The sequence below is a fragment of the Hymenobacter lapidarius genome, assembly GCF_001816145.1.
GTDB lineage: Bacteria > Bacteroidota > Bacteroidia > Cytophagales > Hymenobacteraceae > Hymenobacter > Hymenobacter lapidarius.
In genome coordinates this window covers 109,715-126,620 of record NZ_MDZB01000074.1, presented here as the reverse complement: position 1 = coordinate 126,620, position 16,906 = coordinate 109,715, and the positions used below count along the sequence as shown (strand labels likewise).

17 protein-coding genes are annotated in these 16,906 nt (G+C 62.9%); 10 read left to right on the top strand and 7 right to left on the bottom strand.

All coding sequences use genetic code 11. From position 1 onward, the window contains the following. Positions 1-47 precede the first annotated feature (47 nt). Positions 48-794 carry an SDR family NAD(P)-dependent oxidoreductase gene (locus BEN47_RS04915; RefSeq protein WP_070725684.1) on the top strand — a complete coding sequence of 249 codons (747 nt, stop codon included), beginning with the start codon at positions 48-50 and terminating at the stop codon, positions 792-794. Positions 795-811: 17 nt separating this feature from the next. On the opposite strand, the gene BEN47_RS04910 is transcribed toward BEN47_RS04915, so the two are convergent. Both BEN47_RS04910 and cdd read right to left on the bottom strand, forming a co-directional pair. Beyond that, entirely contained in the window at positions 812-1,468 is a 657-nt protein-coding gene (locus BEN47_RS04910; RefSeq protein WP_070725682.1) for an alpha/beta hydrolase, read from the bottom strand. Between the two features lie 42 nt (positions 1,469-1,510). Continuing rightward, positions 1,511-2,008 carry a cytidine deaminase gene (gene cdd / locus BEN47_RS04905; protein WP_070725680.1) on the bottom strand — a complete coding sequence of 166 codons (498 nt, stop codon included), beginning with the start codon at positions 2,006-2,008 and terminating at the stop codon, positions 1,511-1,513. A 124-nt stretch (positions 2,009-2,132) separates the two neighbouring features. Between cdd and BEN47_RS04900 the strand changes: the two genes are divergently transcribed. Genes BEN47_RS04900 through BEN47_RS04890 form a run of 3 tightly spaced genes read left to right on the top strand, consistent with a single transcriptional unit; the run spans position 2,133 to position 5,195 of the window. Further along, positions 2,133-3,479, top strand: coding sequence for a saccharopine dehydrogenase family protein (locus BEN47_RS04900; protein WP_070725678.1), 1,347 nt, complete (start codon positions 2,133-2,135; stop codon positions 3,477-3,479). Between the two features lie 49 nt (positions 3,480-3,528). Continuing rightward, a complete protein-coding gene (locus tag BEN47_RS04895; protein ID WP_125921502.1) occupies positions 3,529-4,503 on the top strand; it encodes a hypothetical protein in 975 nt (324 codons plus the stop codon). Next, entirely contained in the window at positions 4,503-5,195 is a 693-nt protein-coding gene (locus BEN47_RS04890; RefSeq protein WP_070725675.1) for an ATP-binding cassette domain-containing protein, read from the top strand. The genes BEN47_RS04895 and BEN47_RS04890 overlap by 1 nt, the downstream gene beginning before the upstream one ends. A 79-nt stretch (positions 5,196-5,274) precedes the next feature. On the opposite strand, the gene BEN47_RS04885 is transcribed toward BEN47_RS04890, so the two are convergent. The 4 genes from BEN47_RS04885 to aroQ all read right to left on the bottom strand — a co-directional run bounded on the left by BEN47_RS04885 (position 5,275) and on the right by aroQ (position 8,119). Further along, positions 5,275-5,997, bottom strand: a complete 723-nt coding sequence (locus BEN47_RS04885; protein ID WP_070725673.1) for a tRNA1(Val) (adenine(37)-N6)-methyltransferase — start codon at positions 5,995-5,997, stop codon at positions 5,275-5,277. Positions 5,998-6,005: 8 nt separating this feature from the next. Beyond that, positions 6,006-6,479, bottom strand: coding sequence for a ribonuclease HI (rnhA, locus tag BEN47_RS04880; protein WP_070725671.1), 474 nt, complete (start codon positions 6,477-6,479; stop codon positions 6,006-6,008). A gap of 108 nt (positions 6,480-6,587) precedes the next feature. After that, entirely contained in the window at positions 6,588-7,655 is a 1,068-nt protein-coding gene (locus tag BEN47_RS04875) for an aminotransferase class V-fold PLP-dependent enzyme (RefSeq protein ID WP_070725669.1), read from the bottom strand. A 17-nt stretch (positions 7,656-7,672) separates the two neighbouring features. Then, positions 7,673-8,119, bottom strand: a complete 447-nt coding sequence (aroQ, locus tag BEN47_RS04870; protein ID WP_070725667.1) for a type II 3-dehydroquinate dehydratase — start codon at positions 8,117-8,119, stop codon at positions 7,673-7,675. Positions 8,120-8,298: 179 nt separating this feature from the next. On the opposite strand from aroQ, the gene xerD reads away from it, so the two are divergent. Further along, on the top strand, positions 8,299-9,198 hold the full coding sequence (gene xerD, locus BEN47_RS04865) for a site-specific tyrosine recombinase XerD (RefSeq protein ID WP_070725666.1): 900 nt from the start codon (positions 8,299-8,301) through the stop codon (positions 9,196-9,198). Here the strand turns inward: xerD and BEN47_RS04860 are convergent. Beyond that, complete coding sequence (locus tag BEN47_RS04860; RefSeq protein WP_070725664.1) at positions 9,173-9,637, bottom strand: hypothetical protein; 465 nt, start codon at positions 9,635-9,637, stop codon at positions 9,173-9,175. The two genes, xerD and BEN47_RS04860, sit on opposite strands and share 26 nt — an antisense overlap. A 164-nt stretch (positions 9,638-9,801) precedes the next feature. On the opposite strand from BEN47_RS04860, the gene BEN47_RS20100 reads away from it, so the two are divergent. From BEN47_RS20100 to BEN47_RS04835, 5 genes are all read left to right on the top strand, one after another. Then, entirely contained in the window at positions 9,802-12,741 is a 2,940-nt protein-coding gene (locus BEN47_RS20100) for an FtsK/SpoIIIE family DNA translocase (protein WP_083322126.1), read from the top strand. A gap of 161 nt (positions 12,742-12,902) precedes the next feature. Beyond that, positions 12,903-13,547 carry an outer membrane lipoprotein periplasmic chaperone LolA1 gene (gene lolA1, locus BEN47_RS04850; protein WP_070725662.1) on the top strand — a complete coding sequence of 215 codons (645 nt, stop codon included), beginning with the start codon at positions 12,903-12,905 and terminating at the stop codon, positions 13,545-13,547. Positions 13,548-13,616: 69 nt separating this feature from the next. Next, complete coding sequence (locus BEN47_RS04845) at positions 13,617-14,915, top strand: DUF2851 family protein (RefSeq protein ID WP_070725659.1); 1,299 nt, start codon at positions 13,617-13,619, stop codon at positions 14,913-14,915. Next, entirely contained in the window at positions 14,915-16,291 is a 1,377-nt protein-coding gene (locus tag BEN47_RS04840; protein WP_070725658.1) for a hypothetical protein, read from the top strand. Before BEN47_RS04845 ends, BEN47_RS04840 begins: the two co-directional genes overlap by 1 nt. Positions 16,292-16,363: 72 nt before the next feature. Then, complete coding sequence (locus BEN47_RS04835) at positions 16,364-16,897, top strand: LbetaH domain-containing protein (protein WP_317039457.1); 534 nt, start codon at positions 16,364-16,366, stop codon at positions 16,895-16,897. The last annotated feature ends 9 nt before the right edge of the window (positions 16,898-16,906 follow it).

Here is a 16,906-nt window from a genome sequence, read left to right as displayed (position 1 = left end):
AGAACCCTCTGCATACCAGCTGATAAGAAGCAATAGACAACTAATTCATGCGGACAGCATTTATCACCGGCGCCTCGTCGGGCATTGGGCGGGCTACGGCGGTGGCGCTCGCGGCAGCAGGATTTCAGCTGGTGGTAACGGGGCGGCGGCGCGAGCGGCTCGAGGAGCTGGCCGCCCAGTTGGCGCCCACGCCGGTCCATATTTTGGTGTTTGACGTGCGCGACCGGGTGGCCGTGCAGGCAGCAGTGGCCACATTGCCTGCCGCCCTGCAGGCGCCGGACGTGCTGGTGAATAATGCCGGCGGGGCGCACGGCCTGGCTCCCATTCAGGCGGGCGACCCTGCCGACTGGGACCAGATGCTTGACGCCAACGTGCGTGGCCTGCTGAATATTACCCATGCTTTGCTGCCTGGAATGACGGCCCGGCAGAGTGGATTCATCCTCAATGTGGGCTCCGTGGCGGGCCAGGAGGCCTACGCCAACGGCAATGTGTATTGTGCCAGCAAGGCCGCCGTGGGCATGCTCACCAAAACCATGCGCCTGGACTTGTTGCCCACGGGGGTGCGTGTGGCCGAAGTGAATCCCGGAGCGGTGGAAACCGAGTTTTCGCAGGTGCGCTTTAAGGGCGACGAGGCGCGGGCGGCCAAGGTGTACGAAGGATTCGAGCCGCTCCTGCCCGAGGACATCGCCGACATCATCGTATTTATGGTGACCCGGCCCCCGCACGTGACCATTGCCGAGGTGCTGGTGCTGGCTGGTGCTCAGGGCGCGGCAACTACCATTGTGCGTAAGTAATTCTTTTGGAAACGGGCTTACCGTTGGGTGTAGGCTAGCTGCTCAAGTACGGCGCGGTTCAGCTCGTGCCTGCCGGCGAAGGTAATGAGCTGGGGCGATGCGCCTAATTCGACCAGGTACTCTTGCTGCCGGGTGGCCTGGGCAACGGAGATGTACTCGTCTTCGGTGCCTACAACGAGGGTGATTTTTGGGCCGGAAAGTAGCTGTTGGGCAAGGGCGGTAGCTATATCTTCGGGGAAGCTGCCTGCCCACAAAATGAGGTGATGGGGCCGCAGCGGCGTTCTGGTGAGCCAGCGGCTGACGGTGGCAGTGCCTTGCGAGAAACCCAGGACGGTGATGTGAACATCGGCAGGGCATTCGGCTAGCACATTTGCTGCCAGCTGATTGAGAAAGCCGATGTGGTCGTCGATTTCGTGCAGGCGGTCGTCGCGGGTCATCCAGCTGGCGCCCACGCGGCCGCCATTACCCTGGAGGTAGAAGCGTGAAAGCCCCTCGGGGGCAATGATGACGGTGTCGGGATTAGCAGCCGCTAAAAATGCGAAGTGGCGCGAGAAATACGCCGCCAATTGTCCATAGCCGTGGCACACAAACCACACCTGCCGGGTTTTGGCCGACAATGCTCCCTGTTGGTAGTACCGAGCAGTGCGCGTAACGGCGAGGTGATGTTCGGTCATGGGCAATGGTGGATGGCGCTGGCCGTTGAGGGAACAGGAACCTTAAATCATGGGCAGGTCATCGGCCGAAAAGTTGAACGGCATGATGTCCGCCAAGGATTTGAACCGATAGATGGTGCCCGCCCGGCTGGGCAGGAGCAGAGGGATGGGCTGGCCTTGGCGGGCTTCGTACTCCAACATTACCTGCCGGCAGGCGCCACAGGGCAGTGCCGGGCCAAAGTCGCCGCTGCTGGGGCGGGCGGCCACCGCCATCCCCACAATGGGGGCGTGGTCGGGTTGGCTGGCCGCGAGGCCAAACAGCGCGGTACGCTCTGCGCAAAGACCCGAGGGGTAGGCTGCATTTTCCTGATTGGTGCCCCGAAAGATGGTGCCGTCGGCCAGAAGTAGCGCGGCCCCCACATGGAATTTGGAATAGGGAGCGTAGGCCTGATTGGTGGCGTCGCGGGCGGCCTGCCAGAGGGCTTGCTCGGTGGGGAGTAAGTCGGTGGCAGTGTCCAGCTCTTCGTAGATGATGAGCTGCTGGCGAGAAATACGGGCCATGAAATGGGGCTAATGGGCGGCGAAGGTAACGACCGCAGGGTTAATGGGGGCTGAATGATTTCCATTGCTTCCTTTAATTCCGCATTCATCAAGAGGCAAAGCACTTCCGCTCTACTTTTGCCGCATGACTACCCGCTTGCTGTTGCTGGGCGCGGGCCGCTCGGCCTCGTCCCTTATTCAATACCTGCTGCGCCACGCGCCCACCGAAAACTGGTTTGTGACGGTGGCCGATGCCAACGCGGCCCACCTGGTACCCGTGCTGACCGCCCACACAGAATACGCCCGCGCGGTGCCCTTCGACTTGGAAAATGCAGCCCTGCTGGAAGAGCTGGTGGCCCAGGCCGACGTGGTGATTTCCATGCTGCCGGCCGCCCTGCACCCCGTGGTGGCCCGCGTGTGCGTACGGCACGGCCGGCACCTGGCCACAGCCAGCTACGTGAGCCCGGAAATGCGGGGAATGCACGAGGAAGCCGTAGCGGCCGGGGTGACCCTGCTCATGGAGTGCGGCCTCGACCCCGGGCTGGACCATATGTCGGCCATGCGGGCCATTGAGCACATCCGGGCCCGGGGCGGGCGCCTCACCTCGTTTAAGTCGTACTGCGGGGGGCTGCTGGCCCCAGCAGCCGAGGGCGACAATCCCTGGAAATACAAATTCACCTGGAACCCGCGCAACGTGGTGCTGGCCGGCCAAAGCACCGCCAAATTCCTCGAAAACGGCCTTCCGCGCTTTATTCCCTACCAGCAGCTTTTTTCCCGCACCGAAACGCTGATGGTGCCCGGCTACGGCGAGTTTGAGGGCTACGCCAACCGCGACTCGCTGAGCTACCGCGCCCCCTACGGCCTGGAGGATATTCCTACCATTTTGCGAGGCACACTGCGCCGGCCGGGCTATTGCGCCGCCTGGCAGGCTCTGGTACGATTGGGCCTCACCGACGATACCGTGAGCCTGGAAAACCCCAGTGCCATGACCTGGGCTGAGCTCATCGAGGCCTACCTGCCCGCCGCCCAACTGCCGCACCTCGACCTATCGGCGCGCCTGGCTGCCTACCTCGGCCTGGACCCTGCTGGCGAGGAAATGGGCCGGCTGAATTGGCTGGGCTTGTTCTCGGACCGGCCCGTGGGCCAGGCCCAGGCTACACCTGCTCAGCTACTGGAGCGTCTGCTCAGCGAGAAATGGCAGCTCCAGCCCCACGACCACGACCTGATTGTGATGCAGCACCAGTTCGAGTTCGAGCTGGATGGCCAAACGCGCTGGCTCACGTCGTCGCTGGCAGTGGAAGGCGACGACGCCTCCCACACTGGCATGGCCAAAACCGTAGGCTTGCCGCTGGGCATGGCCGTGCGCCGGCTGGCCCGGGGCGAGGTGGCCCAGCACGGCGTGCTGATTCCGGTGCACGCGGCCCTGTATGAGCCTATTCTGGACGAGCTGGCCCGGGACTACGGCATCACCTTCACGGAGGAGGAGCGGTAGCCGAGGCGTGCGCGCAATACCAAACAGGTCCATGGCGTTGAGCCGGTCTATGCCTGCACTGCGCGCCTACCTTTCTCTGCGCTGGCGGCTTCTGGGCCGGTTGCTGGTAGAGGTGGGCTGGCTGCGGCTGAGTATTCTTTTGCCGATGCTGGTGCTCTCGGTGGGGCGGGGAATGGTGGTAGCGGCGGGCCATCCGCAGGGAAAGTGGGCGGTGCCGGTGGGCGTGGCGCTGCTGCTGGCTTCGGCCCACCGGCAACGGGCCGATTTGCGATTTCTAACCATAAGCGCACCGGACTACCGCCGCTGGCTGGCGGTTGAATACCTACTGTGGGCGGTGCCGGCAGCGGTGGTGTTGGGGCTTTTTTCGGCCTGGGGAGCCGCGGGGCTTGGGTTGTTCCTGGCGTCTCTGGTGGCCTGGGTGCCGCCAGCGCGCGAGGCCCTTAGCACGCGGCACAAGGCCCGCAGTTTGCTCCGGAGCGAAGCGTTTGAGTGGGTAAGCGGCCTGCGCCCGTGGGGTGGGGTTTGGCTGCTGCTGCTGGGCATTGCCTTATGGCAGCATGCTACCCCGTTGGGGCCGGTGGTGGCGCTGGGCGTCTGGCTGGTGCTGATTACGGCCTGCTACGGGCAGCCCGAACCCATTACGATGCTGGTGCTGGCGGCCCGGGCGCCGGGGACGTTTCTGCGCCGCCGGCTGCTGCTGGGAACCGGCTACGCGGCCTTCAGCGCGGCCCCATTCTTGTGGCTGCTAGCCAGCGGGCCGGCGGGCGTGGGCGGCGCGCTGGCAGTGGCCACCGCGTGGCTGGGGCTGGTTGCGCTGCTGATTCTGACCAAATACGCCTTTTATTCCAATGCCGTGCACATCCGGTTCAGCCAGGCGCTGGTGGTGAGCGTGGCGTTGGCATTGCCGGGAAACCCGGTGTACCCGGTGCTGCTGCTGGTAGCCGTGGGCGGGTTGCTCTGGCAAAGCCAGCGGCGCCTGCGCCTGTTATTGGGCAGTGTAACTGAGCCGATGGATAAAGATTAATGCTTGAAATCAAAAACTTGCGCAAAGCCTACGGCCGCCACGTCGTGCTGCATGATGTGAGCCTGACGTTGCGCCCCGGCACCATCCATGGGTTGGTGGGCGCCAACGGGGCTGGCAAAACTACGCTGCTCAATTGCCTCTACGGTCTCGAAACGGAGATGGCAGGCACCGTGCAGAGTAGCACCGGGGGGGCCGTACGGGAAATCACGGGGCTGCTGCCCTACGAGCCGTATTTTTACCCGCGGCTCACGGGCCGGGAATACCTGGAGTTCTGTCTGCAGGCCCGGGGTCGCCCGCTGGTGGATTTCGCCGGTTGGAACCGCCTGCTTGAATTGCCCCTCGACCAATATGCCGATGAATACTCCGCCGGAATGCGCAAGAAACCGGCCCTGCTGGCGCAGCTGGCGCAGGATTTCAGCTATTTGATTCTGGATGAGCCCTTCAACGGCCTGGACCTGGAAGCCAACCTGCTGCTCAAGGAACTGCTGCGGCGCCTGCGGGACCGGGGCACCGGCATCCTACTAACCTCGCACCTCCTCGGCGCCCTCACCGAAACCGCCGATGAAATCACCGTGCTGTTTGCCGGCCGCGTGCAGCGCCACTACATAGCCAGCGAATTCGGAACGCTGGAGACGGATTTGCTCAACAGCCTGCACAGCGAAAAGCTGGGTCTGATGGACGGGCTGGTCTAGGCGACTGTAGCACATGCTTCAGCTTGTGCCCGTCAGAACCTCCCATTCGGACACAAGCTGAAGCATGTGCTGTAAGCCCTCAAAAAGTGAGGTAAAACCCCGCCAGTAGCGCCCGGAAGGCCTCGGTGTACCCCGGCCCCGTACCGGGGTGAATGAGCAGCTCCTGTTCCTGCAGCGCCACGTGTTCGCGCCCGTACTCGCTGATGTGCCGCGTGATGCGCCCGCCGGGTCGATGACGCACCAACAGGCATCTGGTGCGTGCCAACCCAGCCGCCAGGGCTGCTTGCGCAAAGCGCGCCATTTCCGGTGGCGGGAGCAACACCGTCAGGCGGCCTCCCGGCGCCAGGAACCGGGCGGAAAACCCCGCCAGCTCTTCAAACGAGAGCGACGCTTGACTTACGTGCCGGGCCGTATTGCGCGCCGCATCCGCAGAGGGCATGGATTCCTTGAAGAAGGGCGGGTTGCAAATGATATGGCTAAAGGGCGCCGGATACAGGGCCGCGTATTCGGCCAAACTGCAGGTATGAACCGCAATGCGGGCCGCCCACGGACTGGCCGCCACATTCGCAGCCGCCTGCGCCGCGGCGGCTTTGTCAATCTCAATGGCTGCTATCTCCACGGTGGGATGCCGCTGGGCTGCCATGAGCGCCAGCAGGCCGGTGCCGGTGCCGATATCCAGCAGGCACGTGGCCCCGGCCAGGTCGGCGGCCGCGCCCAGCAGGCAGGCGTCAGTGCTCACTTTCATGGCGCAGTCGCTCTGCTCGACGCGGAACTGCTGGAACTGGAAGTAGTCGTTGGGCACGGGCGCGGCTACAGCAGCGAGGCTTTGGCGGTAATGGCCTCGTAGCCCTCGTCTACCACTAGGCCTTTGCCCAGGGCACTTTGCACGGCCAGCACGTCGCAGCGCTCGTTTTCGGCGTGCCCGGCGTGGCCTTTTATCCAGTGGAAGCTGACTTTGCGCTGGCGGTAGATTTTCAGGAAACGGCGCCACAGGTCTTCGTTGGCCTTTTTGCCAAAGTCGGGCTTCTTTTCCCAGCCAAATACCCACTTTTTCTCCACGGCATCCACTACGTACTTGGAGTCGGAAACAACGCGGATGGGCAGCTCGGGCCGGTTTACGGCTTCGAGCCCCACAATGACGGCCAGCAGCTCCATGCGGTTGTTGGTAGTGCGCCGGAAGCCCTGAGTCAGCTCCTTCTCATGAGGTCCGAAGCGGAGAATGGCCCCGTAGCCGCCGGGGCCAGGGTTGCCGCGGGCCGAGCCGTCGGTGAATAAATGAATCATTGGTTTAGCTGTTAGCCATTAGCGAATAGCTGTTAGCTTTTGTGTGCAAGTCCTGTTCGTGTCAGCGGTTAGCTGTCAGCTAATGTTTAACAGCCAACCGCTGATAATCTATCCTGGGAATTCCTTAGCAAAAAACTGGACCAGGGCCTCAAAAGCGGCATCGGGCACGGCCGGGAAGTTGGCAATGCGGATGCTGGTGGCTTTAAGAGGGCCGTAACCACTGCCCAGGTGCAGGCCAGCTTCCAGGGCTTTGCGCTTGATTTCCTCCACGGTGCCGGCGTCGCCTTTCAGGCCAATGACGGTAGTGGAACGGGCCTCCGAGTTGCTGATGAGCAGCCGCAGGGGGGTGGCCTGCTCAAAGAAATCGTAGAGCTTCTGGGCACGGTCGGCCAGGTGCTGGTGCACGGTTTTGATGGGTTCGCGGTCGGCCAGGACGCGGCTCAGCAGATAGATGCCAAGCACGTTCGGGGTGTAGTTGGTTTGGAAGTTGAGCATCTGCGAGAGCATGGCCGGCAGGGCGTTGTAGTGCGCCCGGTCGTTCGCGGAGCGCGCCTGGGCCACCGCCCGCGGCGACAGAATCAGGATGCCCAACCCGGCGGGCAGGCCGAAGCACTTCTGCACCGAGGCAAACCAGATGTCGGCTTTGATGTATTTCAGGTTGAGCCCGCCCAGGCTGCTGGTGGCGTCCACGGCCAGCAGGGCGCTGCCCAGGCGGTTGTAGAGGTTCAGGATAAAACCCTCGCGGAGCTGGGTGGCAGTGCTGGTTTCGTTCTGGGTGATACACACCAGGTCGGTGTCCTCGCCCGAGAAGGGGAGGGCGGCGATGTCGGGAAGTTCGTCGAGGCCGAAGCGGATGCCGGTGCTGGCGGGCCGCAGGGCCTGGACGTACTTCAGCCACTTCTCCCCAAAATCCCCGTTGTAGAGGTGGAAGCTTTTGCGCGGCGTGAGGCTTTGGGCTAGGATTTCCCAGCACTCGGTGGCAGAGCCGGTGAACAGGACCGTGAAATCCTGCGGGACGTTGAGCTTGGTTTTGAGGTCGGTTACGGCCTGCCGCACCAGGCTCGTCACTTTTTCGCTCCGGTGCGGCGCCGAGAGCCAGCCTTCATCAAAAGCATCGGTCAGGTACTGGCGAACGGCGGGGTACACGGCCGAGGGGCCTGGGTTGAAGGTATACATAAGCGTAAAGGTCGGAATCAGACCCGAAATCCGACGCGCTTCGGCTGTTGATTTACGAACCACTGCAGGGCCAGGCGGTAGCTTTCGAGCCCAAACCCGCTGATGCTGCCCGCGCAGTGCCCCCCAAACAGGCTTTTCTGGCGGAATTTCTCGCGGGCCGCCAAGTTGCTCAGGTGCACTTCTACCACGGGCGTGGCAATGGCAGCCACGGCATCGGCCAGGGCCACGCTGGTGTGGGTGTAACCGCCGGCATTGAGCACAATGCCGTGGTGCGTGAACCCAATTTCGTGGAGCTTGTCGAGGATTTCGCCCTCGTGGTTGGACTGGAAGGTGGTGAGCGTGAGCGCGGGAAAGGCGGCTTTCAGCTCCGGAAAAAAATCGTCGAAGGAGCGGGTACCGTAAATGCCGGGCTCGCGTCGCCCCAGCAGGTTCAGGTTAGGGCCGTTGAGGATGAGAATGTTCATGGTGGTGGAAGTGTGAATCCACAAAAGAACGTCATGCTGAGCGGAGCCGAAGCATCTCGCTCGGGGAAGTAATCAAAACCGTTTGAAGGATTGAGTTACTACCACACGTGAGATGCCTCGGCTCCGCTCAGCATGCCGTTCTTTGAGGCGGCTTCATAACTCCCAATTCATAATTAACAATGACCTGGCCCCAGGCAATTAAACAATTCGACGGGTACCTGCGGCTCGAAAAGTCGCTTTCGCCAAACTCGGTGGAGGCGTATGTGCGCGATGTCACCAAGCTGCAGCAGTTTCTGGTGTTGGCGCAGGTGCACGCTGGGCCCACGCAAGTAAGCACGGCCGTGTTGCGGGACTTTCTGGCCACGCTGCAGGGGCTGGGGCTGGGCGCCACTTCCCAGGCGCGCACGCTGTCGGGGCTCAAGGCGTTCTACAACTTCCTCATCATGGAAGACCTGCTGAAGCTGGACCCCACTGATACCCTGGAAGCGCCCAAAACCGGCCGCCACCTGCCCGATACCCTCAGCTACCCCGAAGTGGAGCAGCTGCTGGCTGCCATTGACCTGAGCACCGACGAAGGCCTGCGGGCGCGGGCGCTGCTGGAGGTGCTGTACTCCTCCGGCCTGCGCGTGAGCGAGCTGTGCGACCTGCGCCTCTCCAACATTTACGCCGAGCAGGGTTTTGTGAAAGTGGTGGGCAAGGGCAACAAGGAGCGGCTGGTGCCCATTGGTCGGGAAGCCCTGAAGCACCTCAACTTTTACCTGAGCGGCGTGCGCGGGCACCTCGACATTAAGCCCGGCGCCGAAGACGTGGTGTTTCTGAGCCAGCGGGGGCGCCCGCTCTCGCGCATCACCGTGTTCACCACCCTCAAAAAGCTGGCCGAGCAGGCGGGCCTGCGCAAAACCATCAGCCCGCACACCTTGCGCCACTCGTTTGCCACCCACCTCATTGAGGGCGGGGCCGACTTGCGGGCCGTACAGGAGATGCTGGGCCATGCCAGCATCACCACCACCGAAATTTATACCCACCTCGACCGGGATTACCTGCGCCAGGTCATCACCGAGTTCCACCCGCGCAGCTAAGTGACGTTTGGGCCGGTTTGGGCCGCGTGCTGCTGCACTTCCCGTAGCCAGCGCTGCGCTTCGGCCACGGTGGAAAAAAGCTGCAACTCGAACCGGCGGCGAAGGGGTTGTGGTTGGCCGTCAGGGCCAGCTCGGCGTTAGCGTCGGCCTGTAGCACGTGGGCCACGCAGCGCAGGCCGAGGCGGGCGGCTTGCGGGGCCCACACCCGTTCCAGCCACTCCACCGAATCGAACCAGGGGCCGGCCACTTGGCTGTTGTCGTTGAGCAGGTAGGGCACGTGGCAAAGCTGCAGGATCCTCAACGCTTCCTGCGCGCCGCGCTCCGCGTCCTGGACGCCAACGAATCCTTTCCAGGTCACGAGTAGCCAATTGTTGGCTTCGTCAAAATTGTGGGAGCAAAACGTGCTGCCGTCCAGGCGGCGCAGTAAATGAGGGAGCATAGCGGGAGTAGAAAAAGCGGGCACAAGATAGAAGCACCGCGGTAAGCTACTGCTTTTTAATACGCCCTGCGCCTCGTGCCGCTCAGCCAGGCCGTGTGCGCAGTGCCGCGCCGCGCTAAAAACCGCCGTGAAATGCTTAGATTTGGCCTTTATGCTTCCGTAGAATGGCAGATAATCGTTATAAAAACCCCTCCTCCGGCACTCCTGCCAACCGGCCCGCCGACCCCCGCCAACCCCGGCGCAACGAGCCGCGCCCCAACAGCCCGGCCCCGGAACCAGCTCTGATGCGCCCCGAGCCCCGCGCTGCCGCCACCAACGTGCCCAAATCCGCCCGCGTAGCACCCGCCGTTCCTAAGCCGCCCCGCGCCCCGCGCGGACCCCTGCTGGGCGTGAGCAACGCGCTGGCACTGCTGCGTGACCGCCGCTTTCACCTTTTCATTGGGTTCGGGCTGCTCCTGGGCAGCTTGTACCTCACCATTGCGTTCACCTCCTACCTGTTCACGGGCCACGCCGACCAGAGCGTGGTAGCCGGCCTCAGCAGTATGCCGCTCAAGGAAGCTGGGCAGGAGTCGGGCAACTGGCTGGGTCTGCTGGGGGCCTGGGCCGCCCAGCTGTTCATTCATAAGCTGTTCGGCATCGCCTCGTTTGCGCTCATTCCCATCGTGTTCTTTCTCGGGTACAAGATTGTATTCCGAACCACCAAGGGCTCCGTTAGCTACGTGCTGGCGCTGGGCCTGTTCACCATGGCCTGGCTGAGCATTCTGCTGGGCTACGTGGTGGTATCGCTGGCCATGCCGGGTGCCGACCCGGCCCTGGCGCACCGGCTCGACTTTCTATGTGGCGGCGTGGGTTTTGAAGCCGCCTCCTGGCTTGACAGCCTCATTGGCTGGGGCACGGTGCTGCTGCTGGCATTTGCCTTGATATCGTTCGTGGTGTTCTTTTTCAATGTCACGAGCATCAACCTCGCTAGTTTCCGCCGCCTCGGCACCGAAGACGACCCCGAGGAAGACGCCGAGCTGGAAGCCGAACTCGCCGCCGAGCAGACCGCTGCCCTTGCGCCCGTAGCGGTTGCCACCCCATCCGCAAAAGCCAGTCCGGTAGGGCAGGCCACGGCGGCAAGCGCCAGCGGCACGGTTGCGGCAGGCGGGGCACAGGCCACCAAGCCCAGCCTGCAGCTTGATGAGGAAGAAGGCGACGAGGAAGAGTACGATTCCGCAGCGCCGGAATTTGAGCCCGCACCCCGCCTGAGTACGGGCGTGCCCCTGAGCGTGGCCGCATCGGCGGCGTCGCTGGCCCCCGTGGCCTCGGCAGTGGCGGCCGCGCCGTTGCTGGCCGCGGGGCCGGCTTTCTCCATCGAAATGCCCACGCCGGAAGCCGCGCCCAGCTTGCCGGTTTCTACCATTCCCACGCCGCTGTCGCTGGCCGATTTGGCCGATGGCGACTTGCCGGCCCCCGCTCCGCTGGTGGCCGCCTCGCCGGCGCCGCGCGCCCTCGAAATCACCGTGCCCGGGCGCGACGACCTGGACCCGAACGCCGGGGCGGCCATCGCGGCCGTGGCCGACGAGGACGCCGACGCCATGCCGCCGGGCAATTACGACCCTACACTAGAGCTCTCGCGTTTCCAGTTCCCGACCCTGGAGCTGCTCAACGACTACGGCCAGGCCAAGGCCCAGGTGACCAAGGAAGAACTCGAGGCCAACAAGGACCGCATCGTCGAGACGCTGGGCCACTACGGCATCGCCATCGCCAGCATCAAGGCCACCATCGGGCCCACGGTCACGCTCTACGAAATCGTGCCCGAGGCCGGGGTGCGCATCTCCAAAATCAAGGCCCTCGAGGACGACATCGCCCTGAGCCTGGCCGCGCTGGGCATCCGCATCATCGCGCCCATCCCGGGCAAGGGCACCATCGGTATCGAGGTGCCCAACGCCAAGAAGGAGATGGTGAGCATCCGCTCGGTGCTGGGCTCGGAGAAGTTCGCCCGCACGGAAATGGATTTGCCCATCGCCTTCGGGCGCACCATCACCAACGAGGTGTTCGTGGCCGACCTGGCCAAGATGCCCCACCTGCTCATGGCCGGCGCCACGGGCCAGGGCAAGTCGGTGGGCCTGAACGTGATACTGGCCTCGCTGCTCTACAAGCGCCACCCGGCCCAGCTCAAGTTCGTGCTCGTCGACCCCAAGAAGGTGGAGCTGAGCATCTTCAACAAGATTGAGCGCCACTACCTGGCCAAGCTGCCCGACACCGACGAGGCCATCATCACGGACACGAAGAAGGTGGTGAACACGCTCAATTCGCTTTGCATGGAGATGGACCGGCGCTACGACCTGCTCAAGGAAGCCGGCTGCCGCAACCTGAAGGAGTACAACGCCAAGTTCATCGAGCGGCGCCTCAACCCCAAAAAAGGCCACCGCTTCCTGCCCTTCATCGTGCTCGTCATCGACGAGCTGGCCGACCTGATGATGACGGCCGGCAAGGAGGTAGAAACCCCCATTGCCCGCCTGGCCCAGCTGGCCCGCGCCATTGGCATCCACCTCATTGTGGCCACCCAGCGCCCGTCGGTGAACGTGATTACCGGCATCATCAAGGCCAACTTCCCGTGCCGGATTTCCTTTAAAGTGACGAGCAAGATAGACTCGCGCACCATCCTGGATACCGGCGGCGCCGACCAGCTCATCGGCCAGGGCGACATGTTGTTCTCGGCGGGTTCCGACTTGATTCGGGTGCAGTGCGCCTTTATCGACACACCCGAGGTGGACCGCGTCTGCGACTTCATCGGCGGGCAGCAGGGCTACTCCGACGCCTATATGCTGCCCGAAGTGGCCGGCGCCGACGGTGACGCCGGCAGCGGCAACGAGGACATGGACCCCACCGAGCGCGACGCCATGTTCGAGGAAGCCGCCCGCTGCATCGTGCTGCACCAACAGGGCAGCACCAGCCTGCTCCAGCGCAAGCTCAAGCTGGGCTACAACCGGGCCGGCCGCCTCATCGACCAGCTCCAGCATGCCGGCATCGTGGGCCCGTTCGAGGGCAGCAAGGCGCGGGACGTGCTCATTCCCGACGAGTACCAGCTGGAGCAATTGCTGAGCACCATGAGCAAATAGGGCAGGGGCCTGCCGAATACTGTACCATTCGGCAGGCTCCTTGCTAACTATTTTTGCCTGTAATGGGGTGGAAGTAGCACTTTGGCCGGTCGTTTGTTATACCAAATCCGTATCAGGCCATCGAAGCGTAGTACTCCCGCTTCAGTTCTTACTCCTTAATAATGAAGAAATCATTCTCCCTGTTCTTGCTCGCGGCTTCGTTGACATTGCCCGCCGCTGCCCAGCAGGACCCCAAAGCAGGCAAAATTCTTGACCAAATGAGCGCCAAGTACCAGGCGCTTCAAGCATTTCAGGCCACCTTTACCCAGACGCTGGAAAACCCCAGCGCTAAAGTGAAACAGAACATCAACGGCGACATCACGGTGAGCGGCCAGAAATTTCGGCTCAAAATCAGCGGTCAGGAGGTCATCAACGATGGCAAAACCACTTGGACGTATTTGAAAAACGAGAACGAGGTGAACATCTCCGACTCCGACCCGGACTCGCAGGATATGTCGCCTTCCCAGATTTATACCATGTATAAAAAGGGGTACAAGTACTCCTATGTGCAGCAGGTGCAGGAGGGCGGCGAAGCCATTGACATAATCGAGCTTTCGCCCGAAAACCGCCAGAATGACGTGTTTAAGGTGCGGCTGAAAGTGCGCAAAAAGGACGCTTCAGTTAAGAGTTGGCAGATGTTCAAGAAGAACGGCAACCAGTACACCTTCCTCATCCGGAAGTTCCAGCCCAACCCGCCCGTCGATGCCAGCACCTTTGCTTTTGACAAGGCTAAGTACAAAGGTGTAAAGGTGGTAGACCTGCGCTAGTAGCCCGAAAATCTCAACTTTAGGGAACGGCCCGCTTCGAAAGAGGCGGGCCGTTTTACATTTGTCCTCATGCGCGAAGATTTCCTCCATTACGTCTGGCAGCACCAGTACTTCGATAAGGCTGACCTGCGCACGGCTGCTGGCGAGGAAATCCAGGTGCTGCGCCCCGGCCAGCGCAACGCCGACGCCGGGCCCGACTTCCTGAACGCCCGGCTGCGCGTGGGCGACGTGGAGTGGAACGGCGCCGTGGAAATCCACCTGCGCGCCTCCGACTGGGCCCGGCACAACCACCAAACCGACCTTAAGTACGACCAGGTAATCTTGCACGTGGTGGGCAGCCACGACGCGGACGTGGCCCGCACCAACGGCAGCCTGATTCCTGCCCTGGCCCTGCAGCCGCGCCTCCTGCCCGAGCTGCTGGCCCGCTACCAGGCCCTGGTAGATGCCCCCGCCGCCGCACCGTTGCCCTGCGCGTCCCTGCTCAGCCTGGTACCGGAAATTACCAAAACTATGATGACGGAGCGCGCCCTGCTGGAGCGCGTGGAAGGCAAGGCCGACGTCGTCGCGGCCCTGCACCAGCACTTGGGACAGGACTGGGAAGCCACAGCCTACCACGCGCTGATGGCCGCTTTTGGCTTCCAGAAAAACAGCGAACCGCTGGCGCGGCTGGCCAAGGCAGTGCCGCTGGCAGTGCTGCGGCGGCACCGACACCACCAGCGCCAGCTGGAGGCACTGCTCTTCGGGCAGGCTGGTTTTCTGGCTGATAATGAGGAGACCATCGCCGATGACTACATCCAGGACCTGAAGCGCGAATACGATTTTCTGTGCCACAAGTACGGCCTGGCCCCTACGGCCCTGCGGGTGCACGAGTGGAACTACCTGCGGCTGCGGCCGGCTAATTTCCCGCCGGTACGGCTGGGGCAATTGGTGGGGTTGCTGCACGCCCGGCCCGCTTTGTTTGATGCGCTGCTAACGGCGGCCAGCACCACCGCACTCACTGAGTTTTTTCAGGCGCCGGCGCCGCAATACTGGCGCACCCACTTTCGGCCCGGGCGGGCCGGCAAAGTGCCCGCCCTGGGCAAAACCAGCATAGCCTTGCTCATCACCAACGTGGTGGTGCCGCTGCGGGTGGCCTACGCCCGCCACGTGGGCCAGCCCGCGTTGGTTGAAAGCAGCCTGGCCTTGCTGAACGAGCTTCCGGCTGAGCACAACCAGTACACCGACGTGTACGAAACGCTGGGCTTCACGCACCGCACGGCCGCCGACTCGCAGGGCTTACTGGCGCTGCATAAAGGCTACTGCGTCCCGCGCCGCTGCTTGCACTGTGCCATTGGCAGCCGCCTGGTGCAACAACCCCGCGTGGCCTAATGAAAGTAGCCCTGGCCATTTTGCTGAATATCGGCCTGCTGGCCGTGCTGCTGCCGTGGCTGGGGCGGCAGTGGCGCTGGGCCGGCCCTACGTGGTGGCGCCTGGCGCTGGTGGCGGGCCTGGGCCTGCGACTAGGAGTGGGCCTGGCCCGCAACTGGGCGCTGAAGCTGGATGCAGAGTATATGAGTTCCCTGGCCCGTGACGTAACTACGCAAATCTGGACGGACCCTGCCGCTGCATTTCAAACCTTTATGCAAGCGGTGGTCATAATACCCTTTAAAAGCCAAAGCGGCGGTGTTCTTTACGATGCCGTGTTCCAGAGCACTTCTAACACGTGGATTCTTATTAAGATAATAGCGCTGCTTAATCTGGGCTCATTGGGTGTTGGCTGGATAAATAGTTTTTACATTAGCGTCTTTGCGTTTGTGGGTTGCTGGCAGCTGGTGCGCTGCCTGCGTACGGTGCTGCCGGGCACCCCCGCGGGGGCAGGGGCAGTGGCCTTTTTGCTGTGGCCCACGGCGTGGTTCTGGGCTACCGGTATCAGCAAAGAATCGATTTTGCTCGGGAGCGGGGCGTGGCTCACGGCCCGGGTGCTGGGCAGCCTGTACGGTCCGGCAGACGCTCGGCCGCGCCGGTGGTGGCAACCGGTGGGATGGTGGCTGGCCACGGCCGCTTTGGCATGGCTGCATTTTCACCTGCGGTATTTTTTCGCCCTGCCGCTGCTGGGCGTGCTGGGAGCGGTGGCATTGGCTCGCGGTATCGCTCTGCTGGGCTGGAGGCACACGCGTATGATTCAAGGGGGCGTTATCATCTCGGTGCTAGCGGCTGGCTTGTGGGTCCTGCCGCAGTTGAGCGTGGCTTTCAGCATTAATAAATTTACCTACCAAGTCATCCGGGTGTATTCCCATGAGGTAACGCAATCGGTGGGCAAGCCGCATGTTGAATACCCCAACCTGCGGCCCACCATCGAAAGCATTGCCGCGCACGCGCCCCTAGCGGCCGCAAACAGCCTGACCCGGCCGTGGCTGGGCGAATCCCGCCAGCCCTTGTACATTATCATGAGCTTAGAAAATGCGGGCTTAGTGATGCTTTTCGCACTGGCTCTGGTAGCTGCCTGGCGCAGGCGCAGCGGCCACCTCCCCTTTGAATTGGGCGTGGGATTGGTGGTGTTCTGCGTGATTTTGGCCGTGCTGATTGGGCTCACCACACCGAACTATGGCTCCCTGAGCCGCTACCGCAGCGGGCTGCTGCCGTTTCTCGTGTTCCTGTTGCTGCAGAACGATTATGCGGCCGCGCTGCTCCACCGGCTGGGGCTGCGGGCGGGACCACCGCCCGCAACTACTTCAGTTGAGGTCCTTGCCGGGCCGGCGGCGTAACTTTGTGGCCCGTTCACCTACTGCCCCGCCTGTTTTTGCCGGGGCCCGAACGCTAAACAGACCAAGCTCCTCATGGAAAATCCCGTTATCATTCTTGGTGCCCAAACCGTTGGCACCGCTGCCCTCGATGCCTTTCTCTCCAACGAAGTAGTGGTGTATTGCCTGCTCGACGACGACAAGGCCCTACAAGGCACCGAACTGCTCGATGTGCCCGTGATGGGCAACACCGACGACGGCGAGCTACTGAAGCTGCTGGGTAAGAAATGCGAGGTTTTCGTGGCTACCGACGACACCGCCAGCCGCCGCAGCCTCACCCAGATGCTGCGCACCGAGTACGAGGCCGTGCCCGTAAACGCCATTCATCACCGCGCCAGCGTGGCGCCGCACGCCACGCTGGGGCACGGCAACTACATTGGCCCCAACGCCGTGGTGGCGGCCACCGCCACCCTGGGCGACGGCTGCCTGTTGGGTGCCAACGCCGTGGTGGAGGCCCGCGCCACCGTGGGCGACTTCGCCCAACTCGGCAGCGGCGCCCTGATTGGGGCCGATGCCTCCGTGGGCGAACAAGCCTTCATAGGCGCCGGCGCGTGGTGGTTTCGGGCGTGAAGATTGGCG